Raw genomic sequence first — 14,490 nt, forward strand, 5'->3', positions numbered from 1 at the left:
ATGGAAAATTCACAAATTAGAATATCAGTAAGAAATTTAGTGGAATTTGTTTTAAGAAGTGGCGACTTAGATAGCAGATTTACAGGAAGTAGCAGAGCTTTGGAAGGTACTAAGGCACATCAAAAGCTCCAAAAGGAATATAAGGAGAAGTTTTCTGAAGAGAAACAAATTCCATTAGAAGAAGTTACGAAAGTTAAAATTGAATATAGCGCGGAAGTAAGCTTAAAACATAGCATTGAGTATCGTGATTTTCACTTTATTATTGAGGGACGTGCTGATGGTATAATAGTTAAAGGGGAAGATGTTACTGTAGATGAAATAAAGTCTACAACTAAGCCTTTAGAACTTTTGGATGATAATTATAATCCAGTACATCTTGCTCAAGCTAAATGTTATGCCTATATGTACGCAATTCAAAATAACTTATCACAGATAAGTATACAGTTATCATATTATAATTTAAATACTAATGAAACTAAGAGGTTTAAAGAGAGCTTTACTCTTCAGCAATTAGAAAAATTCTTATTTGATTTGCTGGATAAATATTATTTTTGGGCAAATTTTATTAGAGATTGGAGAATAAAGAGAGATACTTCAATAAAAAATATATCATTTCCCTTCGAGGTCTATAGAAAAGGACAGAGAGAATTAGCTGTAGCTGTATATGGTACTATAAGAGAAGGTAAAAAAATTTTTGTACAGGCACCTACGGGTATTGGAAAAACTATATCTACTTTATTTCCTTCTATAAAGGCTATAGGAAAAGGTATGATTTCAAAGATATTTTATCTAACAGCCAAAACTATAACAAGAAGTGTTGCTGAAGAAGCAGTATTTAAGATGGCTAGTCAGGGTTTGGAATTAAAAACAATAACGCTAACAGCTAAAGATAAGGTGTGCTTCAAAGAAAAATCAACCTGTAATCCAGATGAGTGTGAATTTGCAAAAGGACACTTTGATAGAGTAAATGCAGGAATAAAAGAAATTTTAATCAATGAAAATATTATAAATAGAGAGATATTAGTGAGTTATGCAGAGAAATTTAAAATCTGCCCTTTTGAATTTTCTCTAGATTTAGCACTATTAGTTGATTGTGTTATATGTGATTATAACTATGCTTTTGATCCAAGAATTTATTTAAGAAGATTTTTTGATACTGGAGATAATGACTATGCTTTCTTAATTGATGAGGTGCATAATCTAGTAGATAGAGCTAGAGAAATGTTTTCGGCAGAATTAAATAAAAAACCTTTTTTAGAGTTAAAAAGGGCAATGAAAGATAAGGAGCCTAAAATAGCCAGAGCTCTAGATAAAATAAATTCATGTATGGTAAAGTGTAGGAAATTATGTGATGAGGATGCTTTAGTAGCAGACAATAATGATATAATACTAAAAAACAGAAATGTATATGTGAAAAAAAAGGATATTGAAGAATTATATCCCCTACTCAGAAGATTTACATCAGAATCGGAAGAATGGCTTTCTAAAAATAATAAGCTAGAAAATCATGAAGAACTCTTAGAATTATACTTTGATGTACTTACATATATTAGAATATCGGAGCTTTATGATAAAAGATTCGTTACTTATTTAGAGAAAAATGATAGTGATATCAAAGTAAAAATGTTTTGTTTGGATCCTTCTAATCTTTTAAGAGAAGCTATGAAAAGAGCAAAGTCTGTTATTTTATTTTCAGCTACGTTGTCACCTATGAATTATTTTAAAGAAATACTAGGTGGATCAGAAGATGATTATATTATGAGGCTGTCTTCGCCTTTTTCAGTAGAAAACAGAAAGCTTTTAATTGCAGATAAAATTTCTACTAGATATAATCATAGAGAAAATACTTACTCTACCGTTGTAGACTATATTCATACTTTAATTTGCAAGCAAAAGGGAAATTATATTACATTTTTTCCTTCTTATAGTTACATGGAGAAAATATATAAGGATTTTCATGAAGAATACCCTGATATTAATGTTATAATGCAGCAAAGTAATATGATAGAAGAAGATAGGGAGAAGTTTTTAAAGAGTTTTAAAGAGGAAAATAGGGATACATTAATAGCTTTTGCTGTGCTTGGAGGGATATTTTCAGAAGGTGTTGATTTAAAAGGTGATAGGCTAATTGGAGCCGTTATAGTTAGTGTTGGGCTACCACAGCTTTGTTTAGAAAGAAATATAATTATGAATTATTTTAAAGAAAAAAATAATTTAGGCTACGAATATTCCTATATGTATCCAGGGATGAATAAAGTGCTTCAAGCTGCGGGAAGAGTAATTAGAACAGAACAAGATAGAGGAGTAATTCTTTTGATAGATGAAAGATTTGGAACATCAGCATATAGAAGTCTTTTTCCAAAGGAATGGCATCCAAATGAAACTGTTAGAAGTGTTAAAGATATACAAAATAATATAGAGGGATTTTGGAGAAAATAAAATAGAAAAACAATCAAAGTAGGTGAGTAATTTTAATGGAAAATTTAAAAGATATATTTAAAGAATTTGATAAACATTTAATGCTAGATGAAAAACCTTCAGAGTATTTTGATGAACTATTTAAAACTGGAATTTTTGAAAACACTCATCCATTAAATATGATTGGAGATTTAGCAAATACGCCACAATCACCTGTATATCATCCAGAGGGAAATGTATGGAATCATACTATGTTGGTTGTTAATGAAGCTGCGAAAAGAAAAGATAGAAGTGAAGATCCTCATGCTTTTATGTGGGCAGCGCTTCTTCACGACATAGGAAAAGTACCAACTACAAAAATGAGAAAAGGAAGAATAACTTCTTATGACCATGATAGAGTAGGTAAAAATCTTTCTATAGAGTTTCTAAAGCAATTTGATTGTGATGAAGAATTTATTAAAAAGGTTTCTACTATAGTAAGATGGCATATGCATACTTTGTTTGTAGTTAAGAATTTACCTTTTTCAGATCTTAAATCTATGCTTGATGAGATATCTGCTAAAGAAATAGCATTATTTTCTTTATGTGATAGATTAGGAAGAGGAAATATCACCAAAGAAAAGATAAAGGAAATACATGACAATATGGAGTACTTCACAAGAAAATGTGAAAATTTCATGACTGCAGGAGTAAGATAATGAACTAAAGTAGAGTAGTCACTAATTTAATTATTAAAATTTTAGGGGAGATATTGCTAAGTGTGAAGTAGTATCTCCTTTAAAAATGTTCTTTAAAAATTAAGGAATAATTTTTAAACATCAATCATATGGTAAAGTGTGTTTAAATTTTTACTTATTGGTAAATAATGTAAATACAATAAACTATTTGGGGATGATGTTATGAAGAGAATTAAATCGTTTATACTTGATACTTTTATGGCACTTATTATATTTTCTATAGTTCTTATAGCAGGCCTTATAGATATAAGAGCTGAACAATCTCCTAAGGATGCACCAGTAATGAAGGAGATTGGTTTGGATTTAGGAAAAAATGATAGAGAACTCCAGGTATTAGGTGATAAAATTTCTAATCAAAATAGAGAACTTGAAGGACTGAGGGAACAAATAAATAGCAATAAAGTTAAAAGTAATTCTGAAGAATGGAATAATAGGATAATAGATTATAATAATAAGCTATTAAAGTATAATAAAGATATGGAAGAGTATAACTCTAAATTAGAGGCTTATAATAAAAAATATAACCAATATAAACTACTCGGAGAAAAAAATGAAAATGTAGTAGTGTGGGTTAAATCAGTAATAGGTATACAATAATAGGACAAAGGAGATAAGCTTTGTCCTATTTTTCTGCATACATATCGGCATAATTTTAATTAAGGGTTATAATGAAAGACTACTAAATTTATTTGTAAGGTTAAGGATATAGTTCCAACTATCTTTAATATTTTTAAGCAATTGAAAGTATTGTTATATTAGGGTAAAATTTAAATTAACAAATGAATTAAATAGATTAAATCATGTAGATAGCTTAAGTGAAACAGAATTTTGTTAACTGAGAGGTAGTAATATGAAGTGGGTAAAAAATTTAAAGATAAAGCATAAGATTTTAAGCGCATTCTTTATAGTCTCTTTATTCATTGCTGCAGTTGATTTTATTGGAATAAAAAGCATGAAGATTTTAAAGGATAGCTCTAAAAGAATTTATGAAAACAATCTTATTTCGATACATGAGTTAGATAGTTTAAATGAAAATCTTCTTAATATTCGATCTAATATATTATTTATAGCTAATGCTAGTGTAAGCAAAGAACAGATTGTTGAATACCTTAATGAAATAGAGTATTTAGACAGAGAAAATAAAATCCATATGTCAAAATATGAAAGTAGTAACCTTGGAGAAGATGAAAAAAGAGTTTATGAATATTTTAAGGAAGATTATGGTGATTATATAAATCATAGAAACGAAATAATAAGGCTTATTAACAAAGGAGATTTTGAAAAAGTCAAAACAGCAGTAAATAATATAGTTCAAGTAAGGGAAAAAATGTTTAATTCATTAGAGTCTTTAATAGATATGAACATTAATACAGCAATGAGGAATAATAATGAAAATAATATTCTATACAGCAAAGTAACTATACTCAGTAAAGTTCTGATTGCAATAGAATTATTTTTAGCTTTATTTTTAGGAGTTTACATATCTAAGTATATATCAAATCAATTACAGAAGGAACTAAGATTTGCTGAAGGTTTATCAGAAGGGAATCTAGATGGTGCTATAGATATAGATACAAAAGATGAATTTGGAATTTTAGCCGAAAGTTTAAATAGGGCAGCAGGAAACACTTTAGAATTAGTGGAAGAACTCACTGTACAAGAAGAAGAATTGAGGGCACAAATGAACGATATGCAGGATATGCATGAAAAGTTATTATTAAGCGAAGAGAGATATAGACTTGCGGTAGAAGGATCGAACGATGGCGTTTGGGATGTAAATGTAATAAAGAATAGAATTTTTATTTCTGACAGAGGCAAAGAGATTGTTGGATTTAACTGTAAAGGTAATTACTATAACTTGGATTACTTCCTCACAATGTTGTTTGGAGAAGATAAAGCAAAGGTTGAAAATAGAATAAAAAAGAACTTTATGGAAAAACGGTCTTCTTACAGTATGGAATTTCCTGTGCACACACCTTTTGTAGAGCATAAGTATGTTCTGTGTAGAGGAAAGGCAGTATGGAATAATGAAGGTAAACCTATCCATGTAGCTGGTTCAATAACAGATATTACAGATAGGAAAAAGGCAGAAAAAGTTATTGAAAATATGGCTTATCATAATGAAATTACAGGACTTCCTAACAGAACCTATGCAATGAAAAAGCTTCGTAAGGTTATAAAAGAGCTGTCAAATAATAATAAGAGATTCGCGCTATTGTTTCTTGATATGGATAACTTCAAAATGGTAAATGATACTCTTGGACATGACATGGGGGATAGTTTTTTAAAGAAAGCTGGTGAATTATTTAAGAACTGTCTAGGAGGGGGTGATGAAGTTTGTCATTTAGGGGGAGATGAATTTATATTTTTAATCTCATCTGCGGAAACAGTGGATCAAATAAGTGAGGTTTCTGAACGAATATTAAACTTGTTTAAAGATTCTTTTAATATAAGCGGAAATGAAATTATTTATGTTACTGCTAGTATAGGGGTTGCAATAAGTCCGGATAATGGAATTGACCTAGAGTTTTTACTGAAAAACGCAGATACTGCTATGTACTATGCAAAGAATACAGGAAGAAACAAATTTGAATTTTTTAATGAGAAAATGAATTCTATGATTATGGAAAAGTTAAAATTAAAGAATGATTTAAGTAATGCTTTGATAAATAATGAACTTATTGTGTTTTACCAACCTAAAGTTGACACTAAAAGAGAAAAGGTTGTAGGTTTTGAAGCATTAGTAAGGTGGAAAAAGTCAAAAGAAGGACTTATTCCACCGGGAAAGTTTATTCCAATAGCTGAGGAAACAGGATTAATAGTACCTATTGGTGAATATGTGCTTAGAAGGGCATGTATGCAGAATAAAATTTGGCAGCAATCAGGTAGGAAGGCTCTAAGGGTAGCTGTGAATTTATCTATAAAGCAGCTCCAAAGAAACGATATAGTTGAAACAATTAATAATATATTAGTGGAAACTGGATTGGACCCAAAATGGCTTGAAATTGAGATTACAGAGAGTGTTGTAATGGAGAATTTTGATAGAGCTATTGAAATATTAACAAAACTTAAAGGTATGGGAATTCACATTTCCTTAGACGATTTTGGAACAGGTTATTCTTCATTAAATTATTTAAGACAGCTACCTATTAACGCAATAAAGATAGACAAATCATTTATTGACGGCCTTCATGCCGGTTCTACTGAAAGTTTTATTGCAGCTTCTTTGATAAATTTGGCTCATGGAATCGGTATAAAGGTAGTAGCAGAGGGGGTTGAAAACGCTGAACAGATAAGAATTCTGCGAGGCCATAATTGTGATGAAATACAAGGGTATTTTTTTAGTAAGCCGGTTACAGCTGAAGAGTTTGAAAAATTACTGGAAAGAGAAATCTATGATGAACAAGTTATATAAACAGAACTCTGTTTATATGAAGATGGAATGTCAAAAATAATATAATTTTAATGAGCTATTAAAAATTATTAAATTTTTAATAGCTCATTTTTGAAAAATATGCTAAAATTTCTATAGTTAAGTAAATTATACGGGAGTGATAACTATGAGAAAGAAACGCACTATTTTTCCGTTGATATTTTTGATATTTGGTATAGTAATAATATTTCTTATTACGAGGTCAGTTATAAAAAGACATATTGATACCAATAAGAGTAATGATAATAAAGTAAGGGAAACTTTACTAAAAAATAATAATAGTCAGAATACTGGAGAACAAAGTTCAATGAATATATCTAGTGATGATAATAAGGGCAGTTTACAGATCTTTTTTAATAGACCTAAAACTATGCCATCTAAAGCTTTAGTTAAAGTGTATAAAGATAAGAGAATATTAGAACTTTATGGTGATGAACAACTAATTGGTAGGTTTAAAATAGGACTTGGTAGGTCTCCTTGGGAGGATAAGGAAAAGGAAGGGGATAATAGAACTCCTATAGGAAAATATTATATATGTTCTAGAAATGGTGCAACAAAGTATACATATTTTATGGGGTTAAGTTATCCAAACATAAAAGATGCTGAAAAAGGGTTACAAAAAGGAATTATAGATCGAGCCACATACAATAGAATAAAGAGCTCTATAGATGCTGGAGAGCAGCCACCATGGAATACACCTTTAGGTGGAGCGGTTGGAATTCATGGGGGTGGGAATAAATATGATTGGACCTATGGCTGTATTGCGATGACAAATGAAGATATAAATATTCTTAAACAGTATACTCCTATTAAAACACCAGTTGAAATTTATAAGTAATAAAAAGATTACAGACTTTAGACTTTTAAATCTGTAATCTTTTTATCTATAATTAAATTATTTTTTTATTATAGGACCCGGTGCTTATGATCTTCAATGCTTTCACAAGAGTATCTATATGCTTCTTTTTATTAAAATATCCAATACCTATTCTCACGGTGCCTCTATCTAATGTACCGATAACGCTATGGGCAGTTGGTGCGCAGTGAAGTCCAATTCTTACTGCTATATCATATTTTTGATCAAGAACCTGAGCTATTTCATCAGCGGGTATATTCTTTATATTAAAAGATATAACTCCAACTATTTTTTTTGTGTTTTTAGGACCATAAATCCTTATACCATCAACTTCGGAAAGCTTCTTTAGCGAATACTCTACTAGATCCTCCTCTGTCTTTCTTATCTTATCTACGCCAACTGATAATACATAGTTTAATGCCTCACCAAGCCCAATAAGCCCAGCTACATTAGGAGTACCACATTCATATTTTGTTGGGAATCCTTCTGGTTGGTATGGATGCTTTGAATCCCCACCAGTACCACCAGATTTTAGAGGTGTCATGCAAGTATCACAATTAATTAAAAGTCCCCCTGTACCTGTTGGGCCAAGCAGGCTTTTGTGACCTGTAAATGCTAAATAATCAATGTTATCACGAACAACATCAATTGGATATGCTCCTGCAGTTTGAGCAGAGTCAATAAGTAATGGTATGTGATGTTGTTTTGCTATTTTACCTATCTCTGTTATTGGTTGAATTGTACCCGTTACATTAGAAGCATGGGTAAAAATAATAAGCTTTGTGTTAGGTCTTATTAGATTTTCGACATCAGAAGGATTTGTAATTCCAGAAGAAGTACAAGGCACCATTGAAATTTGAATTCCTCTATCTCTTTCTAAGGTTTTTAGTGGTCTTCTAACAGCATTGTGCTCTAGGCTGCTAGTTATAACATGATCTCCATTCTTTAAAAGCCCATTAATTACTAAATTTAATGATTCTGTGATGTTGGAGGTGAATATTACTTTCTTTGGGTCACTACCATTGAATAATTTACATATCATCTTGCGGCAATTAAATACAAGTTTATCAGCTTCCATTGCATTTTTGTAAGCACCTCTTCCGGCAGTTGCCCCTACCTTCTTCATATAATTCGCCATTGTATTAATTACTACATCAGGTTTTGGATAAGAGGTAGCTGCATTGTCAAGATAAATTGCCAATAAAAACACTCCTTAAATAATGATTACATTAACATTATATAAAGTAGTATGAGAAAAGGTACTAGAAATGTTTGTGTTGAATAGCAAAAAAGTGCGACTTAAATTAAGGTTAACAGTGTTACGTCAGCCCTCTCTTCAAGAACATCAGCTAATACTAACGCATTTTTAAAGACTCCAATTTTTTTCAATGTTTTCTTATAGAAAACTGTGAAAAGAATTGAGAGTCTTCAAATTTGTTAGTATAAGATGATGTAGTCTTTTGGTCGAAGCTGACTCTACACTATAAACCTACTATTTAAACAGGTTGCTATATTAGGGTTAAGTCATACTCTTTTTTATGCCGATAAAGTAAAATATTATCTATTTAAAGTGTATAGCACATAGAAAATATGATATTTAAGCTTTTTAATAAAATTTGATTAGAACACCTACAATGGGTGTAAATATAACCAAAAGAGACTAGCTATCTCTAAGAAATAAGTTTTAAAATCTATATTTATAATATGACCTATTAACGCATCCACCAAGGTCTTTGATGATAGTATGGATAGTGGTGGTAATATGGATATTGGTGGTAATATGGATAATGATGATAAGGGTATTGATGATATGGATACTGGTGATAAGGGTAATATTGATGATAAGGTTGGTGATTTTCAGTAGTATGGCCACCTTGTCTATCTAAATCATCACAGAAATCATCATTTAAATCATCATTACAGTTTCCATCCCAATCTTCAAAGCGATCACTTGTTTTACTACAGCCACAATTATTCATATTATTGTGCATTGCCTGAGGGTACATCATTTGTGGGTGATGCATTGCAAGCGGTTGAAGCATTTCTGGGCCATGCATCATTTCTGGATTATGCATCATTGGACAGTTAGCCATCATGTATGGACATAATCCCATAGGCTCCATTGCATAAGGCATTTTGTGATATTCCTCAGTTGTGTGGTCAGAAGTATGAGTATGGTCATGCTTTTTATGATCAGTAGTTGTAGTAGTATGTGCATAATGTTGTTTATGATTGTCAGTAGTGTGTGAACAATAATGCTTATTATCAGTAGTATGTGAAACTTTGTGTTTGTTATCTGTAGTGGAATCTTTTTTAGAACACTTGTTATTATGCTTCTTGCCGCGTATATCATCTATCTCCTCATTAAAGTTTTGGTTCAAGTCTAAGTTATCATTTCTATAATACATAAATACCTCCGATATGATTAACTACATTATTATTCTATTCGGTGGCAATAAAAAGGTTACAAAAAACATTAATAAATAATTTATTTATGAAATCTATTAAAATATATTTTTGAATAGTATTGTTAATAATAGAAAAAACTATATAAAAAGGTATAGAGGAGTTTTATTTATGAACATTTTTAAAGCTTTATTAAAAAAAAGTAATCAGTCACAAAGTTCAGACGATAGTAGTCAAATAAATAATGATTCCGCTAATACTTGTACGATGAATAATAATGGAACAAACAGGAATGCAGGGAATAATTCAAAAGAGCCTTTAAACATGAATCTTCAGCAAAATATACAAATAATTAAGCAAAAGACAGGTTCAAGTATAGATGTAGTAATAAAGGAACTTTATGTAAATGAAAACGAAAGCTCAAAATTATGTGTAATATACACAGATGGGATGACTAACATACAATATGTACAGGATTTTATTTTAGAGACCTTGTCTCAAGACTTGTTAAAAGGAACCTCTGCTTCTAACATTCTTTCTAAGCCGAATGCTATTAGGGTTATAAAGGATATAGTTCTAACAGTAGGTGAAATTGAGCAGATCGATGATTTTGAAGCTCTTTTTACAGATTTGTTTTCAGGAAATGCCATTATTTTAGTAGATGGGTATACTCAGGCACTTTCCGTAAGTGTAAAAGGATTTAAGGATAGAGGGATTAATGAGCCTAGCTCACAGACTGTTGTTAGGGGTCCAAAGGATGGATTCTCTGAAACAATTATAACTAATATTTCTTTAGTCCGCAGAAGAATTAAAGACCCAAACCTCTGGATAGAAATAAGACAAATTGGAGTTAGGACAAAAACCAGTGTAGCTATTCTCTATATGAAAGGAATTGTAACTGACAAAATTGTAGAGGAATTACATAGACGTTTAGATAAGATACAAATTGATGGGATTTTTGAGAGTGGATACATAGAAGAATATATTCAAGATTCAACATATACTCCTTTTCCTACAGTGTTTAATACAGAAAGACCAGATACTGTGGCAGCGGCATTACTTGGGGGACGGGTTGCTATTATGGTTGATGGAACTCCTTTTGTTTTATTAGTTCCAGTTCTGTTTTCACAGTTTTTTCAAGCGTCAGAGGATTACTATAATAGATTTGATATAAGTTCCCTTATTAGAATACTTAGATTTGTGTGTTTTATGCTTGCGCTTTTGACACCTGCTACTTATGTTGCAATTACCACTTTTCATCAGGAGATGATTCCAACTACTCTTCTTACCAATTTGGCAGCACAGAGAGAAGGAGTTCCATTTCCTGCAGCTATAGAGGCTGTTTTAATGGAAGTTACCTTTGAAATTTTAAGAGAAGCAGGAGTTAGAATGCCAAAAGCCATCGGTAATGCTATTTCAATTGTTGGAGCATTAGTTCTTGGCCAGGCAGCGGTAGAAGCTGGTGTTGTTTCAGCGATAATGGTAATAATTGTATCTGCTACAGCTATATGCAGCTTTGTTTCACCAGTGTTTTCCATGTCTATTGCTGTAAGAATGATCCGTTTTATATTTTTATTTTTAGGAGCAACTTTTGGATTATTTGGTATTGCCTTAGGTCTGATAGTGATGGTACTGCATCTGTGCAGTTTACGATCTTTTGGAATCCCATATTTAGCTCCAATGGGTCCTTTTATTATGGCGGATCAGAACGATACACTTATCAGGTCTCCACTTAAAAATATGATAAAGAGGGCACGTTTAATTAATCAAGAGAATACAACTAGACAAACAGACGTATCAAAAACGGAGCCAGATCCTTATAAGGGTGAAGAGCAGAGTTAGAAGCTCGGAGTTAAATGTTATGGATTAATAAGATATTGATTAATATATTTAAAACTGGGATAAGGAGGTTAACTATGAATAGAAAGATTGCTGTAGTATTAGTATTTATAATTGTATCGAGCCTGCTTACTGGCTGTTGGAGCAAAAGAGAACTAAATGAGCTTGGTATTGCTACTGCAATTGGGATTGATAAACATGAAAATAACTATTTTGTCAGTGTTCAATTGGTTAACCCTGGAGAAATCTCTAATAAAGGGGCTACGGGAGGGAGATCGACTGTTATAACCCATAGAGCCTCAGGCAAAACTATAACTGAAGCTCTTAGGAGAATAACCATTATGGCGCCTAGAAGAATTTATCTTTCCCACCTCCGGATTATTGTGTTTGGAAAGGAAGTAGCAGAAGAAGGGCTTTCAAAGGCTATAGATTTTCTTTCAAGAGATCACGAAATGAGAGCAAATATATATGTATTAGTAGCAAGAAATGCAAAAGCAGAGGAAATACTGGATATACAAACACCTCTTGAGAAAATACCAGCGAATAAAATATATAGCTCACTGGAAACCTCGGAAAAGTTATGGGCATCTACTAATACCGTTAAGCTAGATGAGCTTATAAATAATATGGCAAGCACAGGAAAAGAGGCAGTAATTACTGGCTTAGTCCTAAAAGGAAATCATAAAACAGGTATGAGTTCCGAAAATATAGAAAAAACAAAGACACCTACATTAATACAAACAGAAAATTTAGGAGTATTTAACCAGGATAAATTAGTTGGTTGGTTTGATGAGATGCAAAGCGTTGGTTTTAGTGACATAGTTGGAAATACCAAGAGTACTGCTTCAACAATTAATTATCCAAACGGTGGCAATATTAGCATGAATGTTATAAGAGCTAAATCTTCTATGAAAGCACATATAGAAGACGGAAAACCTAAAATAAAGGTGCTTCTTAAAATAGAGGGAAATTTAGGCAGTGTGCAAAGCAATATAGATTTAACTAAAACAGAGACAATTACCGAGTTAGAAAAACTATTTGAAAAGCACATTAAGAGTAAAATGAATTCGGCAGTTTTAAAAGCTCAGAAAGATTTTAAGAGTGATGTTTTTGGATTTGGAGAGGAGATACATAGAAGGCATCCAAAGGAATGGAAGAAATTAGAGAAAAATTGGGATGAAGAATTCTCAAAATTGAAGGTGGAAACAGAAGTAGTAGTGAACTTAAGGGGAATGGGAACCATTACAAATCCTATACGAAAAGAAATTGAGGAGTAGATAAAATTGAAATATATTCTATTAATTTTAGTGTTAGCTACTGTAATTACCCTTATTGAAGTTCCGGATTTGATTAGAAAAAAGTTAAAAAGAGAGTTGAAGGCATTTTTTGTACTCCTCTTTTTGTCAGTTTCTTTAAGCATTGCCTATGCTTTAAATTTAAATATTCCCAATCCTTCTGATTGGCTTACAGACCTATACAATCCTATGAATAATTTTATAGCTAAAATATTTAAGTAGTTTAAATATTTTAGCTGTCACATAAGTTAAGTATGAGCAAATCAATGAGTAGAATTTTTACCGAAGGTTATAATTGCTACCGACAATGGCGACGCAATGACAAAATTAATAAGTAGAGTTTTACTAGGGACATTTAGAAGATGTAGGTAAAGTGAAAATGAAAAGAAGTGAGGAGAAAATGCTAGAAGGTGGAAAAATAAGTGCACATCAAATTAAGGTGTTAGTAATTTTAAGTTTTATAGGTACATCTATAATAAATGCTCCATCAACACTTACTGTGATTGCTAAAACCAGTGTATGGATTACTGCTTCACTGGGCTTAATAGTAGGATTGTTAATAATGAAGTTATACATATTCTTAGGAGAGATGTTCAATGATATGACTTTAGTTCAGTACTCAAGAAAAGTTTTAGGGAGAGGTTTTGGAACGATCCTCTCCCTATGGTTTGTTTTATTTTTGTTATTAAATACTTCTGCCTTTCTACGAATTGCAGGAAATTTTATAGATACTTCAATAATGCCGCAAACTCCAACAATAGTTATTAATATATTATTTATGATTGTAGTCATTTTTGGCAGCCGATTGGGAATAGAGGTTATAGCACGAACAGGAGAAGTTTTGTATCATTGGGCTTTAGGCGGGGTTATTTTATTAATTCTTCTTTCAGTTCCAATGATTAAGCTTAAAAATATACTTCCAATGCTTGATGTAGGAGTAAAGCCTATGCTAAAAAGTATATTACTTTATCAAAGCTTTATTTCTCTACCATTTGTCGTGTTTTTGATGATTTTTCCCGCTTATGTGGATAGAGAAGAAGAAGTGAAAAAGTCTTTTTTAAAAGGAATGCTAATTGCAGGAATTATATTTATTATAACATTATTTATTTGTATTTTAGTTATGGGGCCCGCCACAACGGCTAGAAAGCTATATCCTACATACAGCTTAGCTAAAAGGATAAATATAGGTAATTTTCTTGAAAGAATAGAGGCAGTTGTTGCTATGATATGGATTATTGCTATATTTTTTAACACGGTTATATATTTTTATGGAACCGTGATAGGTTTTGCACAGATTTTTAAACTGAAAGATTACAAATGTTTTACCATGCCCTTTGGAATTATTATAATTATGCTAGCCCAAATTAGATATCCAAATATAGCATACGCTATGACTTGGAATACAACCACATGGGTATCTTATGCACTTACTAATGGACTTTTTATTCCGTTATTTTTATTAATTGTTGGTAAGCTTAAGAATAGGTAGAAAGGAGTTTTACAAGT

Annotated in this window: 11 protein-coding genes; 9 read left to right on the top strand and 2 right to left on the bottom strand. The window is 31.4% G+C overall.

Annotation, left to right across the window (positions count from 1 at the left end):
• From AC0N0V_RS04820 to AC0N0V_RS04840, 5 genes are all read left to right on the top strand, one after another.
• Complete coding sequence (locus AC0N0V_RS04820; protein ID WP_474462453.1) at positions 1–2,439, top strand: ATP-dependent DNA helicase; 2,439 nt, start codon at positions 1–3, stop codon at positions 2,437–2,439.
• Positions 2,440–2,474: 35 nt separating this feature from the next.
• Positions 2,475–3,116 (top strand): HDIG domain-containing metalloprotein, encoded by a 642-nt coding sequence (locus AC0N0V_RS04825; RefSeq protein ID WP_474462454.1) that lies wholly within the window; start codon positions 2,475–2,477, stop codon positions 3,114–3,116.
• Between the two features lie 201 nt (positions 3,117–3,317).
• The gene (locus tag AC0N0V_RS04830; RefSeq protein ID WP_474462455.1) at positions 3,318–3,752 is read left to right on the top strand and encodes a hypothetical protein; all 435 of its coding nucleotides are present in this window, start codon (positions 3,318–3,320) and stop codon (positions 3,750–3,752) included.
• A 253-nt stretch (positions 3,753–4,005) separates the two neighbouring features.
• Positions 4,006–6,570: an EAL domain-containing protein gene (locus AC0N0V_RS04835; protein WP_474462456.1), complete on the top strand. Its 2,565-nt coding sequence runs from the start codon at positions 4,006–4,008 to the stop codon at positions 6,568–6,570.
• Positions 6,571–6,715: 145 nt separating this feature from the next.
• Complete coding sequence (locus AC0N0V_RS04840) at positions 6,716–7,426, top strand: L,D-transpeptidase family protein (protein WP_474462457.1); 711 nt, start codon at positions 6,716–6,718, stop codon at positions 7,424–7,426.
• 52 nt (positions 7,427–7,478) lie between these two features.
• On the opposite strand, the gene AC0N0V_RS04845 is transcribed toward AC0N0V_RS04840, so the two are convergent.
• Together AC0N0V_RS04845 and AC0N0V_RS04850 are read right to left on the bottom strand one after the other, a co-directional pair.
• A complete protein-coding gene (locus tag AC0N0V_RS04845) occupies positions 7,479–8,645 on the bottom strand; it encodes an aminotransferase class V-fold PLP-dependent enzyme (RefSeq protein ID WP_474462459.1) in 1,167 nt (388 codons plus the stop codon).
• Positions 8,646–9,156: 511 nt separating this feature from the next.
• Positions 9,157–9,852: a hypothetical protein gene (locus AC0N0V_RS04850; protein WP_474462461.1), complete on the bottom strand. Its 696-nt coding sequence runs from the start codon at positions 9,850–9,852 to the stop codon at positions 9,157–9,159.
• 169 nt (positions 9,853–10,021) lie between these two features.
• On the opposite strand from AC0N0V_RS04850, the gene AC0N0V_RS04855 reads away from it, so the two are divergent.
• The 4 genes from AC0N0V_RS04855 (at position 10,022) to AC0N0V_RS04870 (ending at position 14,473) form a co-directional block, all read left to right on the top strand.
• Positions 10,022–11,692: a spore germination protein gene (locus AC0N0V_RS04855; protein ID WP_474462463.1), complete on the top strand. Its 1,671-nt coding sequence runs from the start codon at positions 10,022–10,024 to the stop codon at positions 11,690–11,692.
• Positions 11,693–11,766: 74 nt separating this feature from the next.
• Positions 11,767–12,966, top strand: a complete 1,200-nt coding sequence (locus AC0N0V_RS04860) for a Ger(x)C family spore germination protein (protein WP_474462465.1) — start codon at positions 11,767–11,769, stop codon at positions 12,964–12,966.
• 6 nt (positions 12,967–12,972) lie between these two features.
• A complete protein-coding gene (locus AC0N0V_RS04865) occupies positions 12,973–13,206 on the top strand; it encodes a hypothetical protein (RefSeq protein WP_474462466.1) in 234 nt (77 codons plus the stop codon).
• Between the two features lie 157 nt (positions 13,207–13,363).
• Entirely contained in the window at positions 13,364–14,473 is a 1,110-nt protein-coding gene (locus AC0N0V_RS04870; RefSeq protein WP_474462468.1) for a GerAB/ArcD/ProY family transporter, read from the top strand.
• Positions 14,474–14,490 lie beyond the last annotated feature (17 nt).

This window comes from Clostridium sp. CS1-1 (assembly GCF_056135525.1).

Bases quoted from the DNA above. Each gene is read 5' to 3' on its own strand.
- AC0N0V_RS04830 (WP_474462455.1), top strand. From the start codon at position 3,318: ATGAAGAGAATTAAATCGTTTATACTTGATACTTTTATGGCACTTATT.
- AC0N0V_RS04870 (WP_474462468.1), top strand. From the start codon at position 13,364: ATGAAAAGAAGTGAGGAGAAAATGCTAGAAGGTGGAAAAATAAGTGCA.
- AC0N0V_RS04850 (WP_474462461.1), bottom strand. From the start codon at position 9,852: ATGTATTATAGAAATGATAACTTAGACTTGAACCAAAACTTTAATGAG.
- AC0N0V_RS04835 (WP_474462456.1), top strand. From the start codon at position 4,006: ATGAAGTGGGTAAAAAATTTAAAGATAAAGCATAAGATTTTAAGCGCA.
- AC0N0V_RS04820 (WP_474462453.1), top strand. From the start codon at position 1: ATGGAAAATTCACAAATTAGAATATCAGTAAGAAATTTAGTGGAATTT.
- AC0N0V_RS04825 (WP_474462454.1), top strand. From the start codon at position 2,475: ATGGAAAATTTAAAAGATATATTTAAAGAATTTGATAAACATTTAATG.
- AC0N0V_RS04860 (WP_474462465.1), top strand. From the start codon at position 11,767: ATGAATAGAAAGATTGCTGTAGTATTAGTATTTATAATTGTATCGAGC.
- AC0N0V_RS04855 (WP_474462463.1), top strand. From the start codon at position 10,022: ATGAACATTTTTAAAGCTTTATTAAAAAAAAGTAATCAGTCACAAAGT.
- AC0N0V_RS04840 (WP_474462457.1), top strand. From the start codon at position 6,716: ATGAGAAAGAAACGCACTATTTTTCCGTTGATATTTTTGATATTTGGT.